Below are 26,657 nucleotides of genomic sequence, written 5' to 3'. Positions count from 1 at the left end.
GGACCACCGGCCGCAGACGCACCACCGCCCACCGCCACCGGCCCTCCGGAGGGCACCGTCCGTCGGATCCCGGGACGGCCCTCACCTGAGCGGCGCGGCCGGCCGGGGCGCACGTAGAGTCGGCCCATGACCTCTACCGACAGTGCACCCAAGGCCCCCGCCAAGGACCCCTGGGACCTCCCCGACGTCTCCGGACACGTCGTCGGCGTGCTCGGCGGCACCGGGCCGCAGGGCAAGGGCCTCGCCTACCGGCTCGCCCGGGCCGGCCAGAAGGTGATCATCGGCTCCCGTGCCGCGGAGCGCGCGCAGAACGCCGCCCAGGAGATCGGCCACGGCATCGAGGGCGCCGACAACGCCGAGACCGCGCGGCGCAGCGACATCGTGATCGTCGCCGTGCCGTGGGAGGGCCACGGCCCGCTGCTCGAGTCACTGCGCGAGGAGCTGGCCGGCAAGCTCGTCGTCGACTGTGTCAACCCGCTCGGCTTCGACAAGAAGGGCGCCTACGCGCTGAAGCCGGAGGAGGGCAGCGCCGCCGAGCAGGCCGCCGCTCTGCTGCCCGAGTCGCGGGTCACCGCCGCCTTCCACCACCTGTCCGCCGTCCTCCTGGAGGACCCGGAGGTCGAGCAGATCGACACGGACGTCATGGTGCTCGGTGAGGAGCGGGCCGATGTCGAGATCGTGCAGGCGCTGGCCGGACGCATCCCCGGCATGCGCGGCATCTTCGCCGGCCGGCTGCGCAACGCCCACCAGGTGGAGTCGCTGGTGGCGAACCTGATCTCCGTCAACCGGCGGTACAAGGCACACGCCGGTCTCCGGATCACGGACGTGTGACCCGATGGGGGACACTGGTCGGCGAAGCAGTTCCGAGCATTGCGAGCATTCCGAGCAGTGTCCCCCGACAGGAGAGCCGAACCCATGCCCCGCCTAGCCCTCTACGCCCTCGCCGTCTGCGTCCTCTCCGTGGCCGCGGCCGTCGTCTCCTTCGTCCAGGGCAGCTGGCTCGGCATCGTGTGGATCCTGCTCGCGGGCGTGTCGTCCAACATGACCTGGTACTACTTCAAGCGCGGCCGCGCGGGCCGGTCGGACGGGGCGAGGTCCGTCACGGGCTGACCGAGCAGCCCTCGTTGGTGCCCTGCCAGAAGCGGTACAGCTCCTGACCGCAGTACCGGTCGAAGTCGCCGATGCCCAGGCCGTTCAGGATGGTGTCGATCGCGTCGAAGAACGCGTTGTTGACGGACGGCACCCACAGCAGCGCGAACACGAACAGCAGGCCGAACGGCGCGAACGGCTCCACCTGGCGCCGGACGCCGTACGGCAGCCAGGGCTCCAGGATGCCGTAGCCGTCCAGGCCGGGCACCGGCAGGAAGTTCAGGATCGTCGCCGAGACCTCCAGCAGGGCGAGGAAGGCCAGGGCGAACCGGAAGTCCCGCGGCACCCCGTCCAGCGCGCCCAGCCAGAACGGGGCCGTCAGGAGCGCCGCGAACACCACGTTCGTCAGCGGGCCCGCCGCCGAGATCAGGCTGTGCCGCCAGCGGCCCCGGATACGGCCCCGCTCGATGAACACCGCGCCGCCCGGCAGACCGATCCCGCCCATGATCACGAAGACCACCGGCAGCACGATGCTCAGCAGGGCGTGCGTGTACTTCAGCGGGTTCAGCGTGAGGTAGCCCTTCGCGCCGACCGAGATGTCGCCGCTGTGCAGGGCGGTGCGGGCGTGCGCGTACTCGTGCAGGCACAGGGAGACCACCCAGGCGGCCGTCACGAACAGGAACACGGCGACGCCAGGCTGCTCGGCGAACCCGCTCCAGGTGGCCCAGCCGGTGACCGCCGTCACGGCCAGAATCCCGACGAACACGGGACTGATCCTGCGGTCACTGCGCCGGGCGGCGGCGGTGGTCATGGGTCTCCCTGAACTCGTACACATACGGCGACGGCCCGACCGTACCGGGCGCAGCGGGAAAACGTCTCGCCACGGGGGCCGAGTTCCGGTGCCCGCGCCGCGCCGCGCGGAAACCCCGTGACCCGCGGTGACGGTGGCGGAGAGAATGAACCCCGTGCGCTATCGCCTTCTCGGTACCACCCAGGCACTTCGCCCCGACGGCACGCCGCTGCCCCTCGGCGGGGCGCGGCTGCGTGCCCTGCTGACCGTGCTCGCGCTGCGGGCCGGCCGGGTCGTGCCGGCCACCCTGCTCGTCGACGAGGTGTGGGACGGCGACCCGCCCGCCGATGCCCCCGGCGCCCTGCAGGCGCTGGTCGGGCGGCTGCGCCGGGCGCTCGGTGCGGAGGCCGTGGAGTCCGTGGACGGCGGCTACCGGCTGGCCGCCGCGCCGGACGACGTCGACCTGCACCGGTTCGAGCGGCTGGCCGGGGAGGGCCTGCGCGCACTGGCCGACGGCGACCCCGCGAAGGCGGCGGTCGTGCTGGACGACGCCCTCGCCCTGTGGCGCGGCCCCGCCCTCGCCGACCTGCCCGACCGCACCGCCGAGGCCGCCCGCTGGGAGACCCGCCGCCTCGACGCGCTCCGCGCCCGCCTCACCGCGGGGCTCGCCCTCGGCCACGGCGAGCAGCACCTGCCCGAGCTGACCGCCCTGTGCGACCTCCACCCCCTGGACGAGCCCCTCCAGGCGCTGCGCCTGCGCGCCCTGCGGGACGCGGGCCGCCCGGCTCAGGCCCTGGCCGCCTACGAGGACGTACGGCAGTTGCTGGCTGACCGGCTGGGCTCCGACCCCGGACCCGAACTGCGCGCGCTCCACGAGGAGTTGCTGCGTGTCCCCGGCGCCGCGCCCACCACGCGCCCGTCCCACGGCGGCACCCCCGCCGCACCCCCGCCTCCCGGAAACCTCCGCGCCCGGCTCACCTCCTTCGTCGGGCGCGACGCCGACATCGACGCCCTTCGCGGTGATCTCGCCCACTCCCGGCTCGTCACCCTGCTCGGGCCCGGTGGCGCCGGAAAGACGCGGCTGTCCCAGGAGGCCGCCGAGACCGTGGCGCACGAACTGCGGGACGGCGTGTGGCTGGCCGAACTCGCGCCCGTCGACGACCCCGAGGCCGTGCCCGAGGCCGTGCTCACCGCCGTCGGCGCGCGCGAGACCGTGCTGCGCGGCGCCGGCGCCGAGGAGATGCGCGCCGTCGCCGACCGGCACGACGACCCCCTCGTCCGGCTCGCCGAGCACTGCGCCCGGCGCCGCATGCTGCTCATCCTCGACAACTGCGAGCACGTCGTGGACGCCGCCGCCCACCTCGTCGCGCACCTGCTCGAACGCTGCCCCGGCCTGACGGTCCTCGCCACCAGCCGGGAACCCCTCGGCGTCCCCGGAGAGGTACTGCGCCCCGTCGAGCCGCTGCCGCAGCCGTACGCCCTGGAACTGCTCGCCGACCGCGGCGCCGCCGCCCGGCCCGGCTTCCGCGTCGAGGACGACCCCGAGGCCGCCGCCGAGATCTGCCGCCGCCTCGACGGGCTGCCCCTCGCCATCGAACTGGCGGCCGCCCGCCTCCGCATGCTCACCCCGCGCCAGATCGCCGACCGGCTCGACGACCGCTTCCGGCTGCTGACTTCCGGCAGCCGCACCGTGCTGCCCCGCCAGCAGACGCTGCGGGCCGTCGTCGACTGGTCCTGGGACCTCCTCGACGAGGACGAACGCGCGGTGCTGCGCCGGCTGTCCGTCTTCTCCGGCGGATGCGACCTGACCGCCGCCGAGGCCGTGTGCGGACCCGCCGCCCTGGAGGCACTCGGCTCGCTCGTCGACAAGTCCCTCGTCGTGGCCGCCCCTTCGGGCGACGGCGAGATGCGCTACCGGCTTCTCGAGACGGTCGCCGAGTACGCGGGGGAGCGGCTCGACGAGTCGGGCGAGCGGTCCGACACCGAACGCGCGCACCTCACCTACTACCGTGAACTGGCCCGCACCACCGACCCGTTGCTGCGCTCCTCGCAGCAACGGTCGGCGGTCGAGCGCCTCCAGCTCGAGTACGAGAACCTGCGTACCGCCCTGCGCCACGCAGTCGCCGCCCGCGACGAGCAGGAGGCGCTGTGCCTGCTGCTCTCGCTGTGCTGGTACTGGCAGATGCGGGACCTGCGCACGGAGGCCCGCGCCTGGTCGACCGCGGTCATGGCGCTCGGCCCCGACCCGTTCACCTCGCCCGCGCGTGCGGTGCCGGACCTGCTCGACCGGCCCACCGACACCCCGCCGCCGATGCGCCCCGAGGTCCTCGACGAGGCCCGCCGCGACGCGCATCTCGTCCACCTCTCCTGCATGGACGTGGACATCCAGGCGTGGGAGACGCCCGAGGCCAAGGAGAAGCTGAGCGTCATCAGCCGGACCTACCGCCCCGGGCAGCCGCAGACCTGCCGGGTGCCCGGGTTCCTGTGGTTCTTCGCCGTTCTGCTCACCACGGACATGGAGCGTGTGCGCACGGTCCTCGACGAGTCGGTCCGCACCTGCCGCGAGCTCGGCTACACCTGGGAGCTGGCCCAGACCCTGCAGTTGCGCGCCAACATCTTCGCCAACCGCGGCGACTGGGCGGGCGACGCGACCCGGGACGCGGACGAGGCGCTGGAGATCTTCCGCCGCCTCGGCGACGCCTGGGGCGCGGCCGAGGCCCTGTCAGCCCGCGGTGAGGCGAACGAACGCCGCGGTGACTACCTGCTCGCCGCCGCCGACTACGAAGCCGCGCAGCGTCAGGCCGAACAGCTCGGTGCCCTCTCCCAGATGGCCGTGCTCGGCGCCCGCCTCGGCAGCGCCCTGCTGGACGCGGGGGAGGCCGAGCGGGGTGAGCGGCTGCTGCGCCAGGTGATCGAGGAACGCCACGGCGCGATGGACGCGATGCCGTTCGCCCGGATCTTCCTGGTGATGTGGCTCGGCCGGACGGACCGCGTCGCCGAGGCGCGCGAGCAACTCCAGGTGGTCCGCGAGGAGTTCGGCGCCGCGTCCTTCGCGGTCTTCGACGGGATGATGACCGGCCTGGACGCCTGGCTGGACGCCGTCGAGGAGCGGTACGAGGAGGCGCTCGTCAAGGTGCGCACGGCACTCGCACGCGCGGCGGACCGGGTGAGCCTGGTGATCGCTCCGCACATGGCCTCCGTGCATCTGGTGACCGCGGCGATCGCGCTCGCCGGCGTGGACGGCGGGCGTCGCGCCGCGGACGCGGCCCGGTGCGTGGCCGCCGCAGACGGGCTGCTGCCGCCCGGCCACGTCCGGGCACCCGCGGAGCTCGAGGCACGCGCCAGGGCGGAGGCGGGTGCCCGGGCCGCGCTGGGCGACACTGCCTACGAGTCCGCGTACGCGGAGGGCGGCGGCCTCACTCTGGAGGAGGCCGCCGCCCTCGTGTGACGCGGACCGGCTGTGCCCGTGCCCGGCGTCAGCTCTTGTTGTTGAACTTGCGGATGGCGATCGGCGCCATGACCAGCGTGAGGACGGCCGACCAGGCGAGGGTCATCAGCACGCTGTGGGCGACCGGACCCCCGTTCATCAGACCCCGGGCGGCGTCCGCGAGCGTCGACAGCGGGTTGTAGTCGGTGAACGCCTGCAGCCAGCCCGGCATGGTGCTGGTCGGGGCGAAGATCGACGAACCGAACTGCAGCGGCATCAGCACGAGAAACCCCATCCCTTGGACGGCCTGGGCGCTCTTCAGCACCACGCCCAGGGTCAGGAAGATCCACATGATCCCGAACCCGAAGAGCACCGACAGGCCGATCGCCGCGAACAGGCCCGGGACGTTCGACACCGACAGTCCGAGCATGAAGCCCACCGTGAGCAGAACCGCAGTGGCGAACAGCATCCGCCCGAGCTCCACCGTGATCTTCGCGACCAGGACGGAGGCGCGACTGATCGGCAGGGACCGGAAGCGGTCCATCACGCCCTTGTGGAAGTCCTCGTTGAACCCGGTGCCCACGCCCTGCGCGATGTTCATGCCCATCATCGCCATCAGGCCGGGGACCACGTAGTTGACGTACGCGTGCCGGTTGTGGGTGCCCGCGATCGCGCCGCCGAAGACGAACACGAACAGCAGGCAGAAGATGACGGGGAACAGGATCGCGTCGAACATCGACTCCGGGTCCTGCCGGATCCACAGCAGGTTCCGGCGGACCAGCGCGCCGATGTGGCGCAGGTTGGCGCGCAGTCCGATACGGCCTTCGGAGACCGGGGCGGCAGGTGCGGTCAGGGTGGTGGCGCTCATGCGGCGACCTCCTCACGGGCGGGGGACGCGTTCTGCGGGGTTCCGGCCTTGTGGCCGGTGAGGGACAGGAACACCTCGTCCAGGCTGGGCAGTTCGGTGGAGATGCCGGCCAGCGTGATGCCGCGGGCGGTGAGCGCGCCGACCACGGCGGTCAGCTGCTCGTCGCTGAGGATCGGCACGAGGACGGTGCCGGTCTCGGTGTCCAAGGTCGCGCCGCCGGGACCGGTGAGGCCGAACTCGTCGAGTGCCGCGGCCGTCGGGCGCAGCTCCGCCGGGTCGGCCGGACGGACGCGCAGCGTACGGCCGCCGACCTTGGCCTTCAGTTCGTCGATGCCGCCGCCCGCGATGACCTTGCCGCGGTCGATGACGGTCAGCTCGGAGGCGAGCTGCTCGGCCTCCTCCATGTACTGGGTGGTGAGCAGCACGGTCGCGCCCTCGGCGACCATCCGCTTGACCTCGGTCCACACCTCGTTCCGGGTGCGGGGGTCGAGGCCGGTGGTCGGCTCGTCCAGGTAGAGCACCGCCGGGTGCCCGATCATCGAGGCGGCGAGGTCCAGGCGCCGGCGCATACCGCCGGAGTACGTGGACGCCGGGCGCTTCGCGGCCTCGGTGAGCGAGAACCGCTCCAGCAGCCCGTCGGCCCGGGCGCGGGCCTCCTTGCGGGACAGGTCGAGGAGCCGGCCGATCATGTAGAGGTTCTCGAAACCGGACAGCTTCTCGTCCACGGAGGCGTACTGGCCGGTGAGGCCTATCACGCGGCGCGTCTGCCGCGGCTGCCGTACGACGTCGTAGCCGGCGACCACGGCGTGGCCGGCGTCCGGGGTGATGAGGGTGGACAGGCAGCGCACGAGGGTGGTCTTGCCGGCACCGTTCGGCCCCAGCACGCCGAGGACGGTGCCCTCGCGCACATCGAGGTCGACGCCGTCCAGCGCCTTGGTCTCACCGTAGTGCTTGACCAGCCCCCGCACGGTGACGGCCGCGTCCGGTGCGGCGTCTTTCGGGGTGTTGTCGATTCGCGTCATGCCACGAAGGTGTCAGCCCCCACCGACAAACGACCGACAGCGCACCTACAGCCGCCGACAGGGTGCCGACAGACGGCGAACAGCCCGCCGACGGGGGAAGATCGGCGGGCTGCTGCGCGCCACCTGAAGGGGCGCGGGGCGGTGGCCTTATGGGGCTTCGCCGTGTGGACGGCCGGCGGACGTCAGTGGACCGAGTGCTCCTCGAGCGGGAACGTCCCGCCCACCACGTCCTCGGCGAACGCCTTCGCCGCGTCGCCCATCACCTGGCGCAGATCCGCGTACTTCTTCACGAACTTCGGCACCCGGCCCCCGGTCAGTCCGAGCATGTCCGTCCACACGAGCACCTGCGCGTCCGTGTCCGGACCGGCGCCGATGCCGACCGTCGGAATGTGCAGCACCCGCGTCACCTCGGCCGCCAGCTCCGCCGGCACCAGCTCCAGGACCACCGCGAACGCACCCGCGTCCTGCACCGCCTTGGCGTCCCGCAGCAGCTGCGCGGCCGCCTCCTCGCCGCGGCCCTGCACGCGGTACCCCATGGCGTTCACGGACTGCGGGGTGAGGCCGATGTGCGCCATGACCGGGATGCCGGACTCCACCAGCAGCTCGATCTGGCGGTGCGAGCGCTCGCCGCCCTCCAGCTTCACCGCGCCGACCCCGGCCTCCTTCACCAGCCGGGTGGCCGAGCGCAGCGCTTGCACCGGACCCTCCTGGTACGAGCCGAAGGGCAGGTCGCCGACGATCAGGGCGCGCCTGGTGCCCCGTACGACCGCCGCGGAGAGCATGGTCATCTCGTCGAGGGTGACGGGCACGGTCGTCTCGTACCCGAGGTGGCAGTTGCCCGCCGAGTCGCCGACGAGCATGACCGGGATGCCGGCCTCGTCGAACACGGACGCGGTCATCGCGTCGTAGGCGGTGAGCATGGGCCACTTCTCGCCGCGCTCCTTGGCGGCGGTGAGGTCGCGGACGGTGATGCGGCGGGTGCTCTTCCCCCCGTACAGCGCCTTGCTGCTGTCGGAGGACCTGAGCGTGCCCTGAGCGTGCTGCCCCTGGGCAGCCGGAAGCTGCGTCATCGCAACGGCTCCTTCTGTCATCTCGAGGCGCCCTGACGGCGTCCCCGGACCACCCCCATGGTGGCACCTCGTGCCACGCGCGGCTAGGGCAGGGAGCGGGGCTCGGCCCGGGCCGGGGGCCGAGCTCGGCCCGGGCCGGGGGACAGGTGGCCGCTCGACCTCGGGGCCGAGCCCGCATCTCCCGGATTGGGCCGTTTGACACGTGACACAGGTCTCTTCTTAAGGAGTCCGTAAAGACTTCCGATACGAGACGGTTCCGTATCGGAAGTCGCCTAGGCTCGCTCATATGACTACCCCTGCTGCCCCTGTCGAACGGCGGGTGCCCGATGCCGTGCACCGGCGCCGGTGGGCCATCCTCGGCACGCTGATGCTCAGCCTGCTGATCGTGGTGCTCGACAACTCCATCCTGAACGTCGCCATCAAGACGATCTCCACCCCCGCGCCGATCGGCCTCGGCGCCACCCAGAGCGAGCTGGAGTGGGCCATCAACGCCTACACGCTCGTCTTCGCCGGGCTGCTGTTCACCGCGGGGCTGCTGGGCGACCGTCTGGGCCGGAAGAAGGCGCTGCTGGCCGGTCTCGTGGTGTTCGGCGCGGGGTCGGCGCTCGCCGCGGAGTCCGGTTCACCCGATCAGCTGATTGCGTTCCGCGCCCTCATGGCCCTCGGCGCGGCCTTCGTGATGCCGGCCACGCTCGCCGTCCTCATGAACGTCTTCGAGCGCGACGAGCAGCCCAAGGCCATCGGCATCTGGGCCGGCGGCGTCGGCCTCGCCATCGCCATAGGGCCGATCACCGGCGGCGTGCTGCTCGACCACTTCTGGTGGGGCTCCGTCTTCCTGATCAACGTGCCGATCGTGATCCTGGCGCTCGCCCTGATGATCTGGCTGGTCCCCGACTCCCGCGACCCCAACCCCGGGCGCCTCGACCCCATCGGCGTCGTGCTGTCCGTCGTCGGCCTGGTCCTGCTCGTCTACGGCATCATCAAGGGCGGCCAGCTCGCCGACTTCACCGACACCAAGGTGATCGGGACCATACTGGCCGGCCTCGCCGTCCTCGCGCTCTTCGTCGTGTTCGAGAAGCGCAGCGACCACCCGTCCATCGACGTCGGCTACTTCAAGAACAAGGCCTTCTCCTCGGCCGTCACCGCGATCTCCCTGGTCTTCTTCGCGCTGATGGGCGTGACCTTCTTCTCCGTCTTCTACACCCAGAGCGTGCGCGGTTACTCGCCGCTGCAGGCCGGTCTGCTGTTGCTGCCGCTGGCCGCCGCACAGCTGATCTTCGCGCCGCGTGCCCGGCTGCTGGTCGACCGGTTCGGCAACAAGGCCACCACCACCGCGGGCATGCTCATCATCGCCGCGATGCTCGCCGCGTTCGCCGCCCTGACGGCGGACACGCCCATCTGGATCCTCGAGGTCCTGTTCTTCCTGATGGGCACCGGGATGGCGCACATCATGACCCCGACCAGCGTCGTCATAATGCAGGCCCTTCCCCGCGAGAAGGCCGGCTCCGCGTCCGCGCTCAGCAACACCTTCCGTCAGGTGGGCGGCGCGCTCGGCATCGCGGTGCTCGGCTCGGTCCTGTCGACGTCGTACCGCGACGGCATCCAGGACAAGCTGACGTTCCTGCCGGCAGGCGTACGCCACACCGCGGGCGAGTCCATCGAGGCGACCCTCGGCGTCGCCTCGAAGCTCGGCCCGAAGGGCAGGGCGCTCGTCTCCCCGGCCAACGACGCCTTCCTGCACGCCATGCACGTCACCGCGCTGTGGGGCGCGGGCGTGGCGGTGCTCGGCGCCGTGGTGGTCGCGCTGTTCCTGCCCGGGAAGGCGGCCGCGCGGACCGGCACGGAGGAGCCGGAACTGGTCGCGGCCGATCACTGACGGTGCGTCAAGACGGGCACTCGGACAGCCGGGTGCCCGTTGACGACAGACAGCGGGGGAAGATCCCACCGCCGGCCAAGGACGGAGTCGAACGTGAGCCTCGCCGAGAGCAGGCCCCGGACCCAGCAGCAGGAGTGGCCCGTACGCGGACGTCCGCGCAGCGAGGCCGTCGAACGGGCCATCATCGAAGGGGTGATGAAGCTCATGGAGGACGGCGTGTCCCTCGCCGACCTTTCCATAGAGCGCATCGCCCGCACCGCGGGCGTCGGCAAGGCCACCATCTACCGGCGGTGGAACAACAAGGAGGACCTCTTCGTCGACGTCCTGCGCGCCGCCGACCCCGAGGACCCCGAACTGCCGGGCACCTCGATGCGCGACGACCTGGTCGTGCTGCTGGAGTGGCTGCGGCAGCGCGCCCTCGCCAGCCGCTCCTCGGCAATCCTGCGCAACGTGCAGGCGCAGATGAAGTCCAGCCCCAAGATCTGGGCCGCCTATCACGCGACCGTCATAGCACCCCGGCGCCGGCTCGGCCTCGACATCCTGCGCCGTGGACAGCGGAACGGCGAGCTGCGCACGGACGTGGACATCGATCTGATGAACGACATGCTGGTCGCCCCCATGCTCGTACGCTCCCTGCTGCGCCCCGAGGCACCGCTCGAGGAGGGCCTGAGCGAGCGGATCGTCGACACGACCCTGGAAGGCCTACGACCCGTCAGATCGTAACGCCCCCGTGCCGATTTCCCGCGCGTATGTGCGCGTTTCGTCACAGAAGGCCCCTCAGGAACCCCCGTTCGGAACTTCGGACGCCGCCTCGTTCGTCCTCGTGCGCGTACGGCCGCCATGGGGCGGCAGGGACGGAGCCGATCATCCCCTAGGGTCGTTAGCGCGGGGGGACGACGGTGTGCACGGCAAGGTGTGAGGCGACGGTATGGCGCAGGCGTACATGACGGAGACGGGTGGCGGCGGCACGGGGCCGGGCCGCAGAGGATCCCGGCTCCGGCGCCTGTACGACGCTCTGCGCGGTGACCGCGGCATCTGGCGCCGCGGCATCGTCCTGGCCGCGCTCGCGGTGGTCCTCGCACTGGTGATGCTGCTGCACGCGCGGATCCCCAACAGGGTCGGAAACCTCGGCTCCCTGACGGAGACGTTCCTGCCGTGGCTCGGGATCGTGGGCGTGCCGCTGCTGCTGATCCTCGCGCTGCTGCGGAAGTCGGCGACGGCACTGATCGCGGTGCTGGTGCCCGTGACGGTCTGGCTGAACCTCTTCGGCGGGCTGCTCGGCGACAAGAGCGGCAGCGGCGGCGACCTGACCGTCGCCACGCACAACGTGAACGCCGACAACCCCGACCCGTCCGGCACCGCCCGGGACGTGGCCGCGTCCGGGGCCGACGTGCTGGCGCTGGAGGAGCTGAAGGCGTCCGCCGTGCCGGTGTACGAGCGGGCGCTGGCGTCGACGTACCGGTACCACTCGGTGCAGGGCACGGTCGGGCTGTGGAGCAAGTACCCGCTGAGCGGGGTCGAGCCCGTGGACATCAAACTGGGCTGGACGCGGGCGATGCGGGCCACCGTGGACACGCCGCAGGGCGAGGTCGCCGTCTACGTCGCCCACATGCCCTCCGTGCGGGTGAAGCTGGCGGCCGGGTTCACGGCGCGGCAGCGGGACACCAGCGCGGACGCGCTCGGGGAGGCCATCGCGGAGGAGAAGCTGAGCAAGGTGATCCTGCTCGGCGACCTGAACGGCACCATGAACGACCGGGCGCTCAACGCCGTCACCTCCCAGATGCGTTCCACGCAGGGCGCGGCCGGCAGCGGTTTCGGGTTCAGCTGGCCGGCGTCGTTCCCGATGGCGCGGATCGATCAGATCATGGTCAAGGGCATCGAGCCGGTGAGTTCCTGGACGCTGCCGAGGACGGGGAGCGACCATCTGCCGGTGGCGGCACGTGTGAACGTCACCACGTCTTAACCCCGCGGAATACTGGGCCTGCCAGACTTTGTTCCGTACGTGAACATACGAATCGCAGACGACGTACGGAACCCCGTTTTGGAAAGGCACAGGCACTTCATGCCCCTGGCCCTGCTCGCCCTCGCCGTGGGCGCCTTCGGCATCGGAACAACCGAGTTCGTGATGATGGGCCTCCTGCCCAATGTCGCGGACGACCTGCACATATCCATCCCCACCGCCGGGCACCTGGTCTCGGCGTACGCCCTGGGCGTGGTGATCGGCGCGCCACTGCTCGCCGCGGTCACGGCACGCATGTCCAGGCGCACGGTCCTGATCGGCCTGATGGCCCTGTTCGTGCTGGGCAACGCCCTCTCGGCGCTGGCGCCCGGCTACGACTGGCTGCTGGCCGCCCGCTTCCTGAGCGGGCTGCCGCACGGGGCGTTCTTCGGCGTCGGCGCGGTCGTCGCCACGAACCTGGTGGCGCCCGAGCGCAAGGCCCGCTCGGTCTCGCTGATGTTCCTGGGCCTGACGGTCGCGAACGTCGCGGGTGTGCCGGTGGCCACGCTGATGGGCCAGCACCTGGGGTGGCGCGCCACGTTCCTGGGCGTGAGCGCGATCGGCCTGGCCGCGATCGCCTCCCTCTTCCTGCTGATCCCGCACGACCACACCCACGCCGCGGCCGGCGGCCTGCGCGGCGAACTGGCCGCCCTGCGCTCGCTGCCGGTGTGGCTGGCGCTGGGGACGACGGTGGCGGGCTTCGGCGCGCTGTTCTCGGCGTACAGCTATGTCACGCCGATGCTGACGGACGCGGCGGGCTACGCCGACTCGAGCGTGACGCTCCTGCTGGCCCTGTTCGGCGTGGGCGCGACGATCGGCAACCTGGTGGGCGGCCGGCTGGCGGACCACTCGCTGCGGGGCACGCTGTTCGGCGGCCTGACGTCGCTGGCGGCGGTCCTGTCCCTCTTCCCGCTCCTGATGAGCGCCGAGTGGAGCGCGGCCCTGGCGGTCACCCTGCTGGGCATGGCGGCGTTCGTCACCGGGTCGCCGCTCCAGCTCATGGTCATGGAGAAGGCGTCGGCGGCGCCGTCGCTGGCCTCCTCGGCGAACCAGGCGGCGTTCAACCTGGCGAACGCGGGCGGAGCGTGGATCGGCGGCCTCGCGCTGGCCGCGGGCTTCGGCGTGACGTCTCCGGCGGTGGCCGGCGCGGGGCTCGCGGTGCTGGGGCTGGCGGTGGCCGGGGTGGCTTACGCGGTGGACCGGCGGCGGGAGGTTGTCCGGGTGGGCCGGGTGGTCGCCACCCACGTACCCGAGCAGTCCGGCGCCCTGCATCCCTGACCCAGGGAGCTCCGCCACCGGGTCCCCGATCTGACTCGGGGCTCGAACCGACTGGATCCGCTGCGGGAGCAAGGGAGCGGCGGGGTGGTGGGGGCGGGGTGCGTCACGTGGGCTTGCCGTCTGCGGACGGAGGCCCCGCCGGAGCCGGACGGCGTTCCTCCTCGATGTGGTCCTGGAGAGGAACGCCGTTCGTTCTGCTCCTACTGTTCGACCAGGTACCTGACGTAGTCGACGACGTATTCGCCGTACTGGAGCGCCGATCCGATGGCTTCCAGCCTTGTGTACTGCTCGACGGAGAGTGAGGCGTCGGGAGCACAGCTGATCGCTCTCAGCAGCGTCCGGAACGCCACGTCCGGGGTGCAGCGGCGCGCGCAGTCGGTGAGCGCCGCACGCACCTCGGCCGCCAGGAACGGTGCGCCCTCGATCTCGGCGAGGACCGCGTCGAGGTAGGCCGTGCCGTCCTCGGTGTTCGCCCCCGTGAGGGGGCACACCTCCGCGTTCGCGGACAGTCGGGCGTCACACAGATCGACGACCGTCCGCGTCCACTCAGCTCCGCCTCCCAGGCGCTCGAAGCTCGGCATGTACTGTGATCCGGCTTCCCACAAGACCTCCAGCGTCGGGGACGGAAGGTTGCCGAGAATCAGCGCGTCACGGCGTACTGCCAGGGAGTCTTCGTCGGCCGATTCCGCAAGGTGCTTGGCGACGACGTCGGCAGCGGTGTCCCCTTCGTAGGTCCAGTCCTGGTGGAAGAAGTGCATCACCCAGGACACGCCGAAGTCGAACTCCGTGAAGCGTGGCATCGTGTCCTGTCTCCTCACTTCGGATGGCAAGTCTGTACGTAGAAGCCGTCCGGGTGTCCTTTGGCTCGCATGAGCTTGATGTAGTACGCGTTGCCACCTTCACGGACCCGTCAGGGTAGCGATCACGCCGGGGCCGGGGCCGGGTCCGTACGGTCCACGGCCGGTAGGTAACTCCTGGCGGCCAGCCCTCATCGACTACCGCTTCGGGAGCCCTTCTCCATGCCGACCGGCCAAAAGTTAGAGACGGCGTTCCGCTTTCCCTGGTTCGTAAGTCCGCCTGCAATACCGACCCGCTCGCACCACGCCGGTCTCGTGTGGCTGCTGCCGATGCTGTGGACGTTCGCCCTCGGCCTGTGGGGGTTGTCACGGCAGGACAGTGTGTGGCGGGACGAGGCCGCGACTTGGCAGGTGGCCCAACGCTCGACAGTGCAGATCTGGCACATGCTGGCGAACGTCGACGTGGTCCATGGGTTCTACTACCTGCTGATGCATCTACTGTTCGAGTGCTTCGGCCCCAGCACCACGACCCTCCGTCTGCCGTCAGTGCTGGCCACGGCTGTGGCAGCGGCCTGTGTGGCCGTCATCGGCCGCCGGGTGGCGGGCGGACCTAGCCGGCGGAATGGCTTTGCCGCTGCTGCCGACCGTGCAGTTCTATCTCCAGGAAGGTCGGTCATACGCGCTGGTGGCGGCCGGAGCCGGGGTTTCGACGCTGTTCCTCATAACAGCCCTCCAACGGCCGGTCAGGACGCGCCACTGGGCCGGCTACGGCGCGGCCGTGCTTCTCGTGAGCCTGCTGAACTGGCTCTCCCTCATGATCCTCGCGGCACACCTGGCTACCTTGCTTTGGACCCGTGCCGAGCGTGGAGTCCTCGCCCGCTGGGCGGTGGCAGCCGGGTGCGCCAGCGTCGGTGTGTTGCCGTTGATCGTGTTCAGCCGGAGCCAGTCCGCGCAGCTGTCCTGGATCCCACCGCTGTCGTGGCACATGCTGATCGGCCCGGGGGTACTGCTGGCGATCGGCGGTGCCGGCGCACTGCTGGATCGCTCTCGGGCGGGTCGCTTGTCGTCGGCGGCCGTGGGGTTGCCGCTGCTGGCGGTGCCGCAACTGGGCCTCATCGCGCTGTCCCTGATTCAACCGATCTTCCTGGACCGCTACATCCTCTACAGCATGCTGGGGTTGGCACTGCTGATCGGTACGGCCGTCGGCTCCGCGGTACAGGCGGTCGAACTCCGCCTCCCGGCAGCAGCGAAATGGGTGCTTCCCGCAGTGCTCGCGCTGGCAATGCCGGCCCTGCTGCCGCAGTCACTGGCCAAGCGGTCCCCGGCTAGCCGGGTGGACGACGTCCTGGCTGTTGCGTCGGACGTAAGGCACTTGAGGCAGACCGGGGATGCGGTGCTCTTTGTCCCCTCAGCCCGCCGCGACACCAAGTCCGTCTGCCCGGAGGCCTTCGCGGGCTTGAGGGACATAGCCCTCGCGGAGACACCGGAAGCATCCGGCACGTTGAAAGGCATTGAGTCGGCCCCACATCGCATACGCGCCGCGATCCTCGCCGAGCACCGAGTCCTCCTGGTGACGGACGCATCTCGGGTGGCTCGCCCGGTGACAGCCGACCGCGACAAAATGAAGACCACAATCCTGCGCCAGTACTTCACCCCGGTGGCTGACGAACAGATCCGCGGCCGCAGGGTGACAGTGTATGAACGTAAGAAGCCGATCCCAACCGAACGTGATCCCTTGTTTCTGCTGGTCAGACATGGTTTCGCTCGGGTTGAGGGAGGCATCGCGAGTCTTGTGCCGGCCGGCCGCACGTCAACCGCGATCCCGCATGGGTGCGCGAACAGCTCTCCCGTTCCCGGTGACAGGCCGCTGCTCCGGTTCGGCCAGCTCGCACCAGACCGTCTTGCGGTCCGCTCCCTGATCCACGCCCCAGCGCTGGGAGAGCTGGTCGACCAGGGTCAGACCGCGGCCGGACTCGGCTGTTCCGGTGGCGGACAGGAGCGTTGGCAGTGCGCGTGGGTCCGGATCGGTGACCTCGACGCGGGTGTGGCCGTGGGGCGTGCCGGTGACGCGGACGGTCACCGGGGTGCCCTCGCCGAGGTGGTCGATGACGTTGGTCAGCAACTCCGTGACGCACAGGCGCACTTCGAAGTCGAGCGCACGAAGGTGGTGGCGCAGTTCGGGTACGGCCTTGGGGGTGGCGAGCAGGTCGAGTTCGAAGGTCATCGCTCGGCCGCCGTCTTCCGGAGGGCGGTGGCGAGCGCGTGGGCCGTGTCCGTGTTGCAGTTCCCGAGCGCTACGAGGCCGGCGGGCGGTGCGTACGTGCTCGCGAAGCTCGGCAGGTCGACGCCCAGGGAAGGCAGCGTGATGCCGTGCAGGGCGAGGGCGGCGCGGAGGTCCTCGACGCAGAGGGTGACGTCGTGGGCTGTGGGGGAGGGGTCGGGCATGGGGAGATGGCAGCCTTCTGTGCGATGTGTGACGAACACCTCACAGAGTGTCGCCCTGCTTACTAGCGTGGAAGGGCGTTCGCGTCCGCGACGCGAACAGCGGAAACGGCGCGGTGAGTTATGGCGGTGAGCACGTGGCACGGCGTAGGGACATCGACGGCTCGATGAGCGTCCCCACCTTCTACGGCAAGGAGTTGCGGTGGAAGAGGGAGGCGGCGGGGCTGTCGCTCGAAGCGTTCCTCGAAGGCAGCTTCTACGGCAAGACCTACCTCAGCGACATCGAGCGCGGGGAGCGGCGGATGCCGTTGGACTTGGCCCGGCATGCGGACCGGGTACTGAAGACCGACGGGTTCTTCGAGCGGCATTGCGAGGATGTGCGGAAGGCGCGGCGAGGGCCGCATGCCGCGTACTTCGAGAAGGCCCTGGAGGCGGAGAAGTACGCGGACTCCATCGAGCTGTGGTCCCCCATCATCTTCCCCGGGCTGCTCCAGACCGCCCCGTACGCTCGGACGCTGGTCCGGTCGGCCCACCCGGCGGCCTCCGACGAGTGGGTCGAGGAGAAGGTGACCGCCCGACTCGCGCGCGCCCGTCTCTTCGAGGATGATCACTCCACCCCGGAGTACTGGGCGATCCTGCACGAGTCGTTGATCGCGGACCCGATCCTCTCGCCGCCCGAGACGGCTGAACAGCTCGAGCGGATCGTGGAGTTGGCCGAGCGGCGGCGGATCACTCCGCAGATCGTTCCGCGGACGTGCGGCGCGTACCCCTTGATGGCCGCCTCCATCATGGTCATGACGTTCCCGGACGCTCCGCCTCTGATCTACACCGAGGCGTCCTACAGCGGCGACACCATCGATGATCCGGCCCTCGTGAAGCAGTACCGCAAGGCATACGATCGGCTCAGGGCCGTCGCGCTGTCACCAGACACGTCCCTCGCCATGATCAAGGCCGCCGCAGAGGATTACCGAAATGGCAAGCAACCCGGTCGACTTGAGTGATGCGCTCTGGTTCAAGAGCAGCCACAGCAACGGTGACGGCGGGGAATGCGTAGAAGTCGCCAGCGACTTCCCCGGCGCCGCCCTCTGGCGCAAGTCGAGCTACAGCAATGGTGACGGCGGCAACTGTGTCGAGGTAGCCGACAACATCCCCGGCCTCGTCCCCGTCCGTGACTCCAAGGTGCCCGACGGGCCCGTCCTCGTCCTCACCGCCGCCGCCTGGGCCCCCTTCATCGCGTCGCTGAAGAGGTGAACCGGGGCCCAGGGGCCGTCACCGTCACTTCTCCGGGGCGTCGAGGCGGGCGAGGTCCCGCAGCCAGGCCCGCGCGTTGCTGTCGGACGGCGCTCGCCAGTCGCCGCGCGGGGAGAGCGAACCGCCGGCCGAGACCTTCGGCCCGTTCGGCATGGCGGACCGCTTGAACTGCGCGAACGCGAAGAAACGACGGCAGAAGACCTCCAGCCAGTGCCGGATCTCCGGCAGGTCGTACGCCACCCGCTTGGCCTCGGGGAAGTTCGGCGGCCAGGCGCCGGCCTCGGCATCGTGCCAGGCGTGCCAGGCCAGGAAGGCGATCTTCGACGGCCGGAAGCCGTAGCGCAGCACGTGGAAGAGCGTGAAGTCGTGCAGCGCGTACGGGCCGATCTTGGACTCGGTGGACTGCATCTCCTCGCCCGGCACCAGCTCCGGGCTGATCTCGGTGTCGAGGATCGCGGCGAGCGTCTTGCCGGTCTCCTCGTCGAACTGGCCGCTGCTGATGACCCAGCGGATCAGGTGCTGGATCAGCGTCTTCGGCACCCCGCCGTTGACGTTGTAGTGGCTCATCTGGTCGCCCACGCCGTACGTGGACCAGCCGAGCGCCAGCTCCGACAGGTCGCCGGTGCCCAGCACGATGCCGCCGCGCTGGTTGGCGAGCCGGAAGAGATAGTCCGTGCGCAGGCCCGCCTGCACGTTCTCGAAGGTGACGTCGTACACCGGCTCGCCGGAGGCGAACGGGTGGCCCATCTCCTTCAGCATCAGCCGCGCGGTGGGCGTGATGTCCAGCTCGGCCGCGGTCACGCCGAGCGAGTTCATCAGCTTGTGGGCGTTGTCCTTGGTGTGGTCGCTGGTGGCGAAACCGGGCAGCGTGAAGGCCAGGATGTCGCTGCGCGGGCGGCCGGCGCGGTCCATGGCGCGCGCCGCGACGATCAGCGCGTGCGTGGAGTCCAGGCCCCCGGACACCCCGATGACGACCTTCGGGCCGCCGATCGCCGCGAGCCGCTGCTGTAGGCCCTCGACCTGGATGTTGTACGCCTCGTAGCAGTCCAGGGCGAGGCGCTCGGGGTCGGCCGGCACGAACGGGAAGCGCTCCAGGCGGCGGCGCAGCCCCAGGTCGGTGAGCGGCGGCTCGAGCTCGAACGTGACCGTCCGGAAGTCGCCGGTCCGCGCGCGGTGCGTACGGCGGTTGTCGTCGAACGTGCCCATGCGCTGCCGCTCCTGCCGCAGCAGGTCGAGGTCCACGTCGGCCACCGCGTAACTGTCGCCGAGCGGGAACCGCTCCGTCTCGGCCAGCAGCACGCCGTTCTCGTAGATCATGGTCTGTCCGTCCCAGGACAGGTCGGTGGTCGACTCACCGAGGCCGGCCGCCGCGTAGACGTACGCCGCGAGGCAGCGGGAGGACGCCGAGCGGCACAGCAGCTTGCGGTCCTCGGCCCGCCCGACCGTGATCGGGCTGCCCGAGAGGTTGACCAGGACGGTCGCACCGGCGAGGGCCGCCTCCGCGCTGGGCGGCACCGGCACCCACATGTCCTCGCAGATCTCCGCGTGCAGCACGAGACCCGGGACGTCCTCGGCCGCGAACAGCAGATCCACACCGAACGGCACGGTCTCGCCGCCGACCCGGATCGACCCGCCGCGCTCGTCGGCGCCGTCGCCGATCTGCCGGCGCTCGTAGAACTCCCGGTAGTTCGGCGGGTACGACTTGGGCACGACACCGAGGACGCGGCCGCGGTGCACGATGACCGCGCAGTTGTAGACCCGGTTGCGGTGGCGCAGCGGGGCACCGACGACCAGGACCGGCAGCAGATCCGCCGACCCGGTCACCACCTCCTGAAGCGCTTCCTCGACCTGGTCGAGCAGCGCGTCCTGGAGCAGCAGGTCCTCGATCGAGTAGCCGCTCAGCACCATCTCCGGGAAGACGGCGACGGCGACCCCCTCCCCGGCGCACCGGCGCGCGTGGCGCAGGACCGCTTCGGCGTTGGCCTGCGGGTCCGCGATGACGGTGTGACCCGTGCACGCGGCGACGCGTGCGAAGCCGTGCTGATAGATCGACCAGAAGTTCAAGGGAGGCACGGGCCCAGTGTAATCGTCAGAGCGACGCGATGGGTGGTGCGGGGTGTGTGCCACCTCACGCACGGCGAAGGGGCGCGGGGTGGACCCACCCCGCGCCCCCTCAAGGTGCCGTTACCGGCGGTACCTCAGCGGCGCTTGTACGACTCGACGTAGCCGGGAGCGGGCGAGCCCACGCCGGTCACGTCGTCATAGCCCTTCACCGCGCTCAGCGAGCTGTCCTTGCCGAGGCTGCGGACCGAGGTGGCGATGCCGCCCGTGGCGTCGTAGCCGTTGACGAAGTCGACGCGCGCCACGGCGAGACCGGAGCCCGTCGGGTTGTCCGTGACGTCGTGGTACACCTTCGAGCCGTACCTGGCGTAGATCTCCGGGTTGGCGAAGCCGATCGGCTGGCCGCCGCGGGCCTCCTGGGCCAGCGCCTGGACGGCGGCGATCACCGGCGCGGCGAGCGAGGTGCCGCCGATGCGGTACTCGTCGTACGCCTGCGTCTTGCCGTCGGGCAGGGTCTGCGTCTGGCCGACCAGGAAACCGGTGTTGGGGTCGGCGATCGCCGCGATGTCCGGGACGACGCGGTTGCCGGTCGCGTTGTTGGCGTTCGCCAGCGCGTCCGGGACGACGCCCTTCTGGTAGTCGGGCTCCGCCACGGTCTTGCTGGTGCCGCCGCCCGCGCCCGAGGTGAACGCGCCGGGGAAGCCCGCCCAGCTCTTGCCGTCGCTCGACAGCAGAGCCTTCTCGGTGCCCCAGCCGGTCTCCCACTTGTACGTGTCGTTCTTGCCGACCGCCAGCGAGGTTCCGCCGACCGCGGTCACCCAGGCGGAGTTGGCCGGGGTGTCGACCTGCTTCGTACCGGTGTTGGCGACCTCGTCGCCGTTGTCGCCGGAGGAGAAGTAGAAGCCGATGCCCTCGACCGCGCCGAACTGGAAGACCTGGTCGTAGGCGGCCGCGAGGTCCGGGGTCTGGTTGGCCTCGATGTCGCCCCAGGAGTTGGAGACGATGTCGGCCAGGTGGTTGTCGACGACCTTGCTGAGCGAGTCGAGCAGGTCGTCGTCGTAGCAGGAGGCGGCGCCGACGTAGGTGACGTTCGCGGCCGGGGCGACCGCGTGCACGGCCTCGACGTCGAGCGTCTCCTCGCCGTACCAGCCCGCGGCCGAGCACTCCTTGGTCTTGGTGTACTGGTTCGGCAGCACCTGGTGCAGCTGGCCGGTGGTCCAGGCGGCGTCGCCGTGCTTCTTCGCGTAGGTGGCCGCGTCGAAGGCGATGGTCGGGGAGGCGTACGCGTCGGTGATGGCGATACGCACCCCCTTGCCCGTGCGGGTGCCCGCGCCGTACGCGGCCCGCAGCTGCTTGCCCGTGTAGCCCTTGACGGCGTACGGGATCTCGTGGCCGTACGCCTCCGGCAGCGTCGTCGCGGTGTTCGAGCCGTAGTAGGAGGAGAACGGCCCGGAGTTGCGGAAGACGGTCTCCGGCGGCGGCAGCTGGTCGTCGTGGTTCGCCTTGTGCGGGGCGTTGTCCAGGCCGGTGACGGTCAGGACGGCGCCCTTCAGGCTCTCCGGAGCGGTGGCCGCCTTCGAGGGCGCACGGTAGGTCTTGCCGCCCTTGGCGTAGTTGTGCAGCTGCGTGCCGAACGCCTTCTCGGCGGCGGCCACGTCACCGGTCACGGCGACGTAGTGCTGCGTGACGGCGGTGACCGTCAGGCCCGACGCCTTCAGCCACGACTTCACCGCGGCCACCTGCTCCTTGGTCGCGCCGAAGCGCGCCTGCGTCTGCTTGGCGCTCAGGTACTTGCCGTACAACGGCGAGTGCGGGTCGGAGACGGCCTTCGCGTAGGCGGCCAGGCCGCGCGCGTCACGGCCGGCGAGGTAGACCCGGGCGGAGACCTGGGCGCTGTCGGAGGTCGCGCCCTTGTCCGCCGTGGCCGTCGCCCACGCGGGCTTGGTGCCCTGCAGTACGTCACGAGCGGGGCTGCCCGCGGCGTGCGCCGCGGGTATGCCCAGCGCCAGCGCGCCGGCGATCATGGGCAGTGTTGCTGCCATGCTCACAGCGCGCATCTTGGCGCGGTTGGATCTCATAGAACCCCCTGCGATGCGGTTCGCATGCATGTAGTGGTCGATACGTCATGCGGTCCGCGTGCCGGCCCGCGGCGGTTCGGCCGACCGTATGGATCACACGATGGGGGTCACTCTGTCGATGAACGATTCATGCCAGGGGAATGAAAAGGCCAAGGAAACCCCAAGTGGTCGCGGCCACTTGGGGTTTGGGTGGATTTGGGTGTTCCCCGTATGTTGCGGAAAGGTTGCGATTCCCGGGATGCCCTTGCGGTGGACTCCGTTCGATGCCGCTTTGTCGACTTGTATGCAGATCGGTGGCGTCAGGTGCGTGGCTCGGCGCCGCGTTCCTCGAGCATCGTCGTCATCAGGTCGATCTCCGACCGCTGTGCGTCGACCATGCCCTGCGCGAGCCTCTTCTCCACGGCCACCGTGCACTTGGCGACACAGCCCTCGGCCATGTGGATGCCGCCCTTGTGGTGGTCGGTCATCAGTTGCAGGTAGAGGATCTCCGCCTGCTTGCCGCTGAGTTCGCCCAGCTTCCTCAGCTCCGTGTCGGTCGCCATGCCCGGCATCAGCGCGCCGTCCTCGCCGGAGGCCATGCCGCCCATGCCCATCCACGTCATCGGCGGCTCGGAGGACACCTTCGGCAGCCCCCACAGGTCGAGCCAGCCCAGCAGCATGCCGCGCTGGTTGGCCTGTGTCTGCGCGATGTCGTACGCGAGGCGGCGCACCTCCTCGTTCCCGGTGCGGTCGCGCACGATGTACGACATCTCGACGGCCTGCTGATGGTGGACCGCCATGTCCCGAGCGAAGCCGGCGTCCGCCGAGTCCGCGGCGGGCACCCGGACGCTCCCCGTCCCGCCGTCCTCGGCGACGGCGTACGTGATCGCGCCCGTCGCGACGAGCGCCGCCGCCGCGGCCCCGGCGATCCAGCCGATGTGCCGGTTCACCGCATCGTCCCGCCGGTGCACGAGGCACCCGGCTCCGGCGTCTGCTCGCCCTGGACGTAGGTCGCGAGGAACCGATCGACGCCCGGGTCGCCGGCGCTCTGCACGGAGAGCTGATGGCCCCAGGCCGTGAGCATGATCGGGCTCGCCTGGTTCTCGTAGGGGCTCATCAGCGTGTACGGGGTCTTCCTCACCTTCGCCGCGAGCGCGGCGACGTCGGCCTTCGACGCCTTGCTCGAGTACGTCACCCACACCGCGCCGTGCTCCAGCGAGTGCACGGCGTTCTCGTCCCTGACAGGCTCGGTGTAGACGTCGCCGTTGCAGTTCAGCCAGACCGGGTTGTGGTCGCCGCCGACGGGCGGGCGCATCGGGTAGGGCACGTTCGTGGTGACGTGGTTGCGGGACAGCCTGCCCGTCCAGATCCGCACGCCGTCCTTGCCGGTGACGAAGTGGCCGGAGTCCTCCGCGCTCTTCGCGGAGCCCTTGGAGCCGCTCGCCGAGCCCTTGGAACCGCTCGCCGAGCCCTTGGAGCCGCCGGCCGAGTCCTTCGAGCCGCTCGCCGCGGACGCCTTGCTCCCGGACTGCGAGTCGATGAGGACCACCCCGCCGACGACGAGACCGGCGACGACGACCACGCTCGCCGCGATCGTCAGGATGCGGTTGCGGCGCTCACGTGCGCGTTCCGCACGGCGCATCTGCTCCATGCGGGCCTTGCGCTCGGCGGAACCAGGGGTGGGGGCGGAGCCCATGGCGCGTCCTTCGAGGGGAAAAGGGACCTTCGGGACGGCTGATCGTAGTGGGGCGCCAGTCCCTGGACCTAGGCCGGACCACCCGAATGGCCGAGGGGGCGGCCTTCCCGCCGAATAATTTGAAGCCCAGATGCGCATTATCTACGCTGACGGCATGCGGTTGTTGCGCTCCACCGACCTGGCGCTGCGGGTCCTGATGCGGCTCGCCGTCGCGGGCGACTCCAGCCCCACGACCCGCGAGGTCGCGGGGGCCATGGACGTGCCGTACACCCACACCGCGAAGGTCGTGGCCGAACTGACGCACATGGGGCTCCTCGAGGCCCGCCGCGGCCGGGGCGGCGGGCTCACGCTCACCGAGGCCGGGCGGACGGCGTCGGTCGGCGCGGTCGTGCGCCGCTTCGAGGGGGACGGCGACGTCGTCGACTGCGAGGGCGCCGCGCCCTGCCCCCTGCACACCGGCTGCCGGCTGCGGGGCGCGCTGCGCCGGGCCCAGGAGGCCTTCTTCGCCTCGCTGGACCCGGTGACGGTCGAGGACGTGGTGGCGGCGCCGACGGGGCCGCTGCTTCTCGGTATGCCCTCAGCGCTGTGACGGCGAATGGCCGGGGTCTCGACCTCGTCCCGTGCCTGTGGACTGCCGCACACGATGCAAGCGTCGCCGGACTCGACCGCCTCCGAGCGGTACGGTCGCCGCTCTCCTGCCCCGCCGCGCCCGGCGGGACAGGCTTCCCCGTCTGCGCCGACGCCCGGGCGAAGTCGTCTCGCATCGCCACGGTCAACGGCTCCCGCTGCCGCAGGGCACCGGCGACGTCGCCGTCCCGTGGCACGACGGGGACATCACCACCGTGTACCGCCCGGCGTGGAAGGTGTCCGCGCTCCTGAGCAGGCCGAGGACGGCGCACTCGGACGGCGCGCGGGAGGCGGTTCCGCGTCCGCCCGGCTCAGGCGCCCGTGGCGCGGAAGGCGGTGGCGCGCACACTGGTCCCGCAGAGCGCGAAGTCGCCGCCGTCGTCCGGGGCCAGTTGCTGGCCCCCGCCCGCGACGCCCACCACGATCGAGGGTGCGACGGAGGGCACGGCGCCGGACGCGCAGTACCCGCTCGCCTCGCCGAGGACGGGCGTGAAGCTGAGCTGCGTCGACGCCCGGCCGCCGACTGTCAGCGTCACCGGTCCCGAGGCGCCCTGGTGGACGACCTGGAGAGGTTTGTTCCTGCCGGGCGAGCCCAGACCGGCGAGGGCGACGGTGGGATAGCCCTTGAGCACACACGGTCGAGGGCCCTGGTTGACGACCGTCACCACCACCTGGCCCGACGCCAGACGGTGCGCGCTGCTCGCGATGAGCTGCGCGCTCGTGCACGGGGCGACCGTCACCTGCGGCGACGTGGCCCCGTCCGCCATCGCAGTGCCGGCGCCGACGCCGGCAGCGGTGGCAGCAGCAGGGGCAGCGGCCGACAGGCCTGCCGCGACAGCTCCGGCCGCGGCCGCGGACAAGAGCGTCCCCACGCGTTTCCTCGTTGTGCGTGCCATGAGCGCCGTCCTCCGCTTTGAATGGTGGGTGGCTCGACCTCACACCCTCGAAGGTCTCTTCTGCCTCACAAGCCTCACCACACCACCGTCGCACCAGGACCCCTCACCGGCCAGCCGGGCAGCCGCGGCGGGATCAGTCCCGAGCGAGCCAGAGGTCCGGCCCGAACACCTCGTAGTGGATGTCGGCGGGGCGCACACCCTTCTCGATCAGCTGGGCGCGCACCGCGCGCATGAAGGGCAGCGGACCGCACAGGTACGCGCGCGTGCCCGACGCGACCGGCACGGCGGACAGGTCCACGAGGCCCTTGTGTGCGGACTCGGGTGCCTCCTGCTCGTACCAGAAGTGCACGGCGGCGTCCGGCAGCTTGGCCGCGAAGCCCTCGTGGTCGCTGCGCAGCGCGTGCGTGGCGGCGGAGCGGTCGGCGTGCACCACGGTGACCGGGGCGCGGTGGCCGGTGCGGGCGAGCTGCTCCAGCATGGCGATCATCGGGGTCACGCCGATGCCGGCGGAGGCGAGCAGCAGGGGCGCGTCGGTGGCGTCCAGGACCAGGTCGCCGTACGGGGCGGACAGCTCCAGGGTGTCGCCCTCGCGCACGCGCGCGTGGAGGTGACCGGAGACCTCGCCGTCCGGCGTGTCGCCGCCGTGGACGCGCTTGACACCGATCTGGCGCACCGGGGAGCCCGGCGCGGCGGACAGGCTGTACTGGCGGATCTGCCGGGCGCCGTCCGGGAGTTCCACGCGGACGGAGACGTACTGGCCGGGGCGGAAGTCGGGCACCGGGCCGTCGTCGGCCGGGCTGAGCTGGAAGGTGGCGACGTCCGCCGTCTCCTCCGTGCGTCCGACGACCCGCCACTGCCGCCAGCCGGTCTGCCCGCTCGCCGCGTACAGCCGCTTCTCGATCGCGATCAGCGCGTTCGCCATCAGCCAGTAGACCTCGTCCCAGGCGGCGGCCACCTCGGGGGTGACCGCGTCGCCGAGGACCTCGGCGATGGCCGCGAAGAGGTGCTGGTGGACGACCTTGTACTGCTCGGGCGTGACGCCCAGCGAGGCGTGCTTGTGGGCGATACGGCCCAGCATCACGTCGGGGCGTTCGTCCGGGTGCTCCAGCAGGTGGGTGGCGAAGGCGGCGATCGAGCCCGCCAGCGCCTGCCGCTGGGTGCCGGCCGCCTGGTTGCCGCGGTTGAACAGGTCGCGCAACAGCTCCGGGTGGGCGGCGAACAGTCCGTCGTAGAAGCGCTCGGTGATCTCGGCCAGTGAGGCGCCGACGGCGGGGAGGGTCGCGCGCACGGTGGCGGCGGACTGCTCGGAGAGCATCGGGACTCCTTTTGTGAAGGAAGGGTGGGCTTCGGCTCGCTCGGCCGTCGGCACCGTAATAAAACTTGCATCTGAGATGCAAAATTAAGGAGAAGG

23 protein-coding genes and 1 pseudogene are annotated in these 26,657 nt (G+C 70.9%); 11 read left to right on the top strand and 13 right to left on the bottom strand.

Translation table 11 applies throughout. From position 1 onward, the window contains the following. Window positions 1–126 precede the first annotated feature (126 nt). Both npdG and SY2F82_RS01550 read left to right on the top strand, forming a co-directional pair. Window positions 127–831 carry an NADPH-dependent F420 reductase gene (npdG, locus tag SY2F82_RS01555; protein ID WP_200417091.1) on the top strand — a complete coding sequence of 235 codons (705 nt, stop codon included), beginning with the start codon at window positions 127–129 and terminating at the stop codon, window positions 829–831. Window positions 832–915: 84 nt separating this feature from the next. Further along, window positions 916–1,110: a hypothetical protein gene (locus tag SY2F82_RS01550; RefSeq protein ID WP_200417090.1), complete on the top strand. Its 195-nt coding sequence runs from the start codon at window positions 916–918 to the stop codon at window positions 1,108–1,110. On the opposite strand, the gene SY2F82_RS01545 is transcribed toward SY2F82_RS01550, so the two are convergent. Then, entirely contained in the window at window positions 1,100–1,900 is an 801-nt protein-coding gene (locus tag SY2F82_RS01545; RefSeq protein ID WP_200417089.1) for a site-2 protease family protein, read from the bottom strand. The genes SY2F82_RS01550 and SY2F82_RS01545 overlap by 11 nt on opposite strands. A gap of 145 nt (window positions 1,901–2,045) precedes the next feature. Here SY2F82_RS01545 and SY2F82_RS01540 point away from each other — a divergent pair, with 145 nt between their 5' ends. Beyond that, on the top strand, window positions 2,046–5,327 hold the full coding sequence (locus SY2F82_RS01540) for a BTAD domain-containing putative transcriptional regulator (RefSeq protein ID WP_200417088.1): 3,282 nt from the start codon (window positions 2,046–2,048) through the stop codon (window positions 5,325–5,327). 28 nt (window positions 5,328–5,355) lie between these two features. On the opposite strand, the gene SY2F82_RS01535 is transcribed toward SY2F82_RS01540, so the two are convergent. The 3 genes from SY2F82_RS01535 to panB form a co-directional block, all read right to left on the bottom strand. Then, a complete protein-coding gene (locus SY2F82_RS01535) occupies window positions 5,356–6,174 on the bottom strand; it encodes an ABC transporter permease (protein WP_200417087.1) in 819 nt (272 codons plus the stop codon). Further along, on the bottom strand, window positions 6,171–7,196 hold the full coding sequence (locus SY2F82_RS01530) for an ATP-binding cassette domain-containing protein (RefSeq protein ID WP_200417086.1): 1,026 nt from the start codon (window positions 7,194–7,196) through the stop codon (window positions 6,171–6,173). Before SY2F82_RS01530 ends, SY2F82_RS01535 begins: the two co-directional genes overlap by 4 nt. A gap of 182 nt (window positions 7,197–7,378) precedes the next feature. Then, window positions 7,379–8,266 carry a 3-methyl-2-oxobutanoate hydroxymethyltransferase gene (gene panB, locus SY2F82_RS01525; RefSeq protein ID WP_200417085.1) on the bottom strand — a complete coding sequence of 296 codons (888 nt, stop codon included), beginning with the start codon at window positions 8,264–8,266 and terminating at the stop codon, window positions 7,379–7,381. 286 nt (window positions 8,267–8,552) lie between these two features. Between panB and SY2F82_RS01520 the strand changes: the two genes are divergently transcribed. The 4 genes from SY2F82_RS01520 (at window position 8,553) to SY2F82_RS01505 (ending at window position 13,419) form a co-directional block, all read left to right on the top strand. Then, window positions 8,553–10,142, top strand: a complete 1,590-nt coding sequence (locus SY2F82_RS01520; protein WP_200417084.1) for an MFS transporter — start codon at window positions 8,553–8,555, stop codon at window positions 10,140–10,142. 93 nt (window positions 10,143–10,235) lie between these two features. After that, complete coding sequence (locus SY2F82_RS01515) at window positions 10,236–10,865, top strand: TetR/AcrR family transcriptional regulator (RefSeq protein WP_200417083.1); 630 nt, start codon at window positions 10,236–10,238, stop codon at window positions 10,863–10,865. Window positions 10,866–11,070: 205 nt separating this feature from the next. Further along, on the top strand, window positions 11,071–12,105 hold the full coding sequence (locus tag SY2F82_RS01510; RefSeq protein WP_200417082.1) for an endonuclease/exonuclease/phosphatase family protein: 1,035 nt from the start codon (window positions 11,071–11,073) through the stop codon (window positions 12,103–12,105). Between the two features lie 99 nt (window positions 12,106–12,204). Further along, entirely contained in the window at window positions 12,205–13,419 is a 1,215-nt protein-coding gene (locus SY2F82_RS01505; protein ID WP_200417081.1) for an MFS transporter, read from the top strand. A 200-nt stretch (window positions 13,420–13,619) separates the two neighbouring features. Here the strand turns inward: SY2F82_RS01505 and SY2F82_RS01500 are convergent, their stop codons facing one another. After that, a complete protein-coding gene (locus tag SY2F82_RS01500) occupies window positions 13,620–14,219 on the bottom strand; it encodes a hypothetical protein (protein WP_200417080.1) in 600 nt (199 codons plus the stop codon). A 327-nt stretch (window positions 14,220–14,546) separates the two neighbouring features. Here SY2F82_RS01500 and SY2F82_RS38595 point away from each other — a divergent pair. Next, a pseudogene (locus tag SY2F82_RS38595) lies at window positions 14,547–15,924 on the top strand (hypothetical protein); the annotation flags it as partial. A gap of 102 nt (window positions 15,925–16,026) precedes the next feature. Here SY2F82_RS38595 and SY2F82_RS01495 read toward each other — a convergent pair. Further along, complete coding sequence (locus SY2F82_RS01495) at window positions 16,027–16,440, bottom strand: ATP-binding protein (RefSeq protein ID WP_200417079.1); 414 nt, start codon at window positions 16,438–16,440, stop codon at window positions 16,027–16,029. Continuing rightward, window positions 16,437–16,661 (bottom strand): hypothetical protein, encoded by a 225-nt coding sequence (locus SY2F82_RS01490; protein WP_200417078.1) that lies wholly within the window; start codon window positions 16,659–16,661, stop codon window positions 16,437–16,439. The genes SY2F82_RS01495 and SY2F82_RS01490 overlap by 4 nt, the downstream gene beginning before the upstream one ends. A gap of 134 nt (window positions 16,662–16,795) precedes the next feature. Between SY2F82_RS01490 and SY2F82_RS01485 the strand changes: the two genes are divergently transcribed. Together SY2F82_RS01485 and SY2F82_RS01480 are read left to right on the top strand one after the other, a co-directional pair. Beyond that, window positions 16,796–17,659 (top strand): helix-turn-helix transcriptional regulator, encoded by an 864-nt coding sequence (locus SY2F82_RS01485; RefSeq protein WP_236041039.1) that lies wholly within the window; start codon window positions 16,796–16,798, stop codon window positions 17,657–17,659. Beyond that, window positions 17,631–17,909, top strand: a complete 279-nt coding sequence (locus SY2F82_RS01480) for a DUF397 domain-containing protein (RefSeq protein ID WP_200417077.1) — start codon at window positions 17,631–17,633, stop codon at window positions 17,907–17,909. The genes SY2F82_RS01485 and SY2F82_RS01480 overlap by 29 nt, the downstream gene beginning before the upstream one ends. A 24-nt stretch (window positions 17,910–17,933) precedes the next feature. On the opposite strand, the gene SY2F82_RS01475 is transcribed toward SY2F82_RS01480, so the two are convergent. From SY2F82_RS01475 to SY2F82_RS01460, 4 genes are all read right to left on the bottom strand, one after another. Beyond that, complete coding sequence (locus tag SY2F82_RS01475; RefSeq protein ID WP_236041037.1) at window positions 17,934–19,982, bottom strand: NAD(+) synthase; 2,049 nt, start codon at window positions 19,980–19,982, stop codon at window positions 17,934–17,936. A gap of 125 nt (window positions 19,983–20,107) precedes the next feature. After that, window positions 20,108–22,048, bottom strand: a complete 1,941-nt coding sequence (locus tag SY2F82_RS01470) for a protease pro-enzyme activation domain-containing protein (RefSeq protein ID WP_200417076.1) — start codon at window positions 22,046–22,048, stop codon at window positions 20,108–20,110. A gap of 299 nt (window positions 22,049–22,347) precedes the next feature. Continuing rightward, window positions 22,348–22,977: a DUF305 domain-containing protein gene (locus tag SY2F82_RS01465; RefSeq protein ID WP_200417075.1), complete on the bottom strand. Its 630-nt coding sequence runs from the start codon at window positions 22,975–22,977 to the stop codon at window positions 22,348–22,350. Further along, window positions 22,974–23,723, bottom strand: coding sequence for a DUF3105 domain-containing protein (locus tag SY2F82_RS01460; protein ID WP_200417074.1), 750 nt, complete (start codon window positions 23,721–23,723; stop codon window positions 22,974–22,976). The genes SY2F82_RS01465 and SY2F82_RS01460 overlap by 4 nt, the downstream gene beginning before the upstream one ends. Window positions 23,724–23,877: 154 nt before the next feature. Between SY2F82_RS01460 and SY2F82_RS01455 the strand changes: the two genes are divergently transcribed. Beyond that, complete coding sequence (locus SY2F82_RS01455; protein ID WP_200417073.1) at window positions 23,878–24,312, top strand: Rrf2 family transcriptional regulator; 435 nt, start codon at window positions 23,878–23,880, stop codon at window positions 24,310–24,312. A 349-nt stretch (window positions 24,313–24,661) separates the two neighbouring features. On the opposite strand, the gene SY2F82_RS01450 is transcribed toward SY2F82_RS01455, so the two are convergent. Together SY2F82_RS01450 and SY2F82_RS01445 are read right to left on the bottom strand one after the other, a co-directional pair. Then, window positions 24,662–25,246, bottom strand: a complete 585-nt coding sequence (locus SY2F82_RS01450) for a DUF4232 domain-containing protein (protein WP_200417072.1) — start codon at window positions 25,244–25,246, stop codon at window positions 24,662–24,664. Between the two features lie 133 nt (window positions 25,247–25,379). Further along, window positions 25,380–26,561 (bottom strand): globin domain-containing protein, encoded by a 1,182-nt coding sequence (locus SY2F82_RS01445; protein ID WP_200417071.1) that lies wholly within the window; start codon window positions 26,559–26,561, stop codon window positions 25,380–25,382. Window positions 26,562–26,657: the final 96 nt, after the last annotated feature.

It is taken from the genome of Streptomyces sp. Y2F8-2 (assembly GCF_014905555.1).
Lineage (GTDB): Bacteria > Actinomycetota > Actinomycetes > Streptomycetales > Streptomycetaceae > Streptomyces > Streptomyces cynarae.
The sequence above is the reverse complement of the archived record's forward strand: the minus strand, read 5'-3'. Positions and strand labels throughout refer to the sequence as shown.

Excerpts from the sequence above, each read along its gene's own strand:
- SY2F82_RS01505 (WP_200417081.1), top strand. The coding sequence starts at position 12,205 with ATGCCCCTGGCCCTGCTCGCCCTCGCCGTGGGCGCCTTCGGCATCGGA.
- npdG (WP_200417091.1), top strand. The coding sequence starts at position 127 with ATGACCTCTACCGACAGTGCACCCAAGGCCCCCGCCAAGGACCCCTGG.
- SY2F82_RS01510 (WP_200417082.1), top strand. The coding sequence starts at position 11,071 with ATGGCGCAGGCGTACATGACGGAGACGGGTGGCGGCGGCACGGGGCCG.
- SY2F82_RS01450 (WP_200417072.1), bottom strand. The coding sequence starts at position 25,246 with ATGGCACGCACAACGAGGAAACGCGTGGGGACGCTCTTGTCCGCGGCC.
- SY2F82_RS01500 (WP_200417080.1), bottom strand. The coding sequence starts at position 14,219 with ATGCCACGCTTCACGGAGTTCGACTTCGGCGTGTCCTGGGTGATGCAC.
- panB (WP_200417085.1), bottom strand. The coding sequence starts at position 8,266 with ATGACGCAGCTTCCGGCTGCCCAGGGGCAGCACGCTCAGGGCACGCTC.
- SY2F82_RS01470 (WP_200417076.1), bottom strand. The coding sequence starts at position 22,048 with ATGAGATCCAACCGCGCCAAGATGCGCGCTGTGAGCATGGCAGCAACA.
- SY2F82_RS01480 (WP_200417077.1), top strand. The coding sequence starts at position 17,631 with ATGGCAAGCAACCCGGTCGACTTGAGTGATGCGCTCTGGTTCAAGAGC.
- SY2F82_RS01490 (WP_200417078.1), bottom strand. The coding sequence starts at position 16,661 with ATGCCCGACCCCTCCCCCACAGCCCACGACGTCACCCTCTGCGTCGAG.
- SY2F82_RS01530 (WP_200417086.1), bottom strand. The coding sequence starts at position 7,196 with ATGACGCGAATCGACAACACCCCGAAAGACGCCGCACCGGACGCGGCC.
- SY2F82_RS01550 (WP_200417090.1), top strand. The coding sequence starts at position 916 with ATGCCCCGCCTAGCCCTCTACGCCCTCGCCGTCTGCGTCCTCTCCGTG.
- SY2F82_RS01455 (WP_200417073.1), top strand. The coding sequence starts at position 23,878 with ATGCGGTTGTTGCGCTCCACCGACCTGGCGCTGCGGGTCCTGATGCGG.
- SY2F82_RS01545 (WP_200417089.1), bottom strand. The coding sequence starts at position 1,900 with ATGACCACCGCCGCCGCCCGGCGCAGTGACCGCAGGATCAGTCCCGTG.
- SY2F82_RS01540 (WP_200417088.1), top strand. The coding sequence starts at position 2,046 with ATGAACCCCGTGCGCTATCGCCTTCTCGGTACCACCCAGGCACTTCGC.
- SY2F82_RS01460 (WP_200417074.1), bottom strand. The coding sequence starts at position 23,723 with ATGGGCTCCGCCCCCACCCCTGGTTCCGCCGAGCGCAAGGCCCGCATG.
- SY2F82_RS01520 (WP_200417084.1), top strand. The coding sequence starts at position 8,553 with ATGACTACCCCTGCTGCCCCTGTCGAACGGCGGGTGCCCGATGCCGTG.
- SY2F82_RS01535 (WP_200417087.1), bottom strand. The coding sequence starts at position 6,174 with ATGAGCGCCACCACCCTGACCGCACCTGCCGCCCCGGTCTCCGAAGGC.
- SY2F82_RS01445 (WP_200417071.1), bottom strand. The coding sequence starts at position 26,561 with ATGCTCTCCGAGCAGTCCGCCGCCACCGTGCGCGCGACCCTCCCCGCC.
- SY2F82_RS01495 (WP_200417079.1), bottom strand. The coding sequence starts at position 16,440 with ATGACCTTCGAACTCGACCTGCTCGCCACCCCCAAGGCCGTACCCGAA.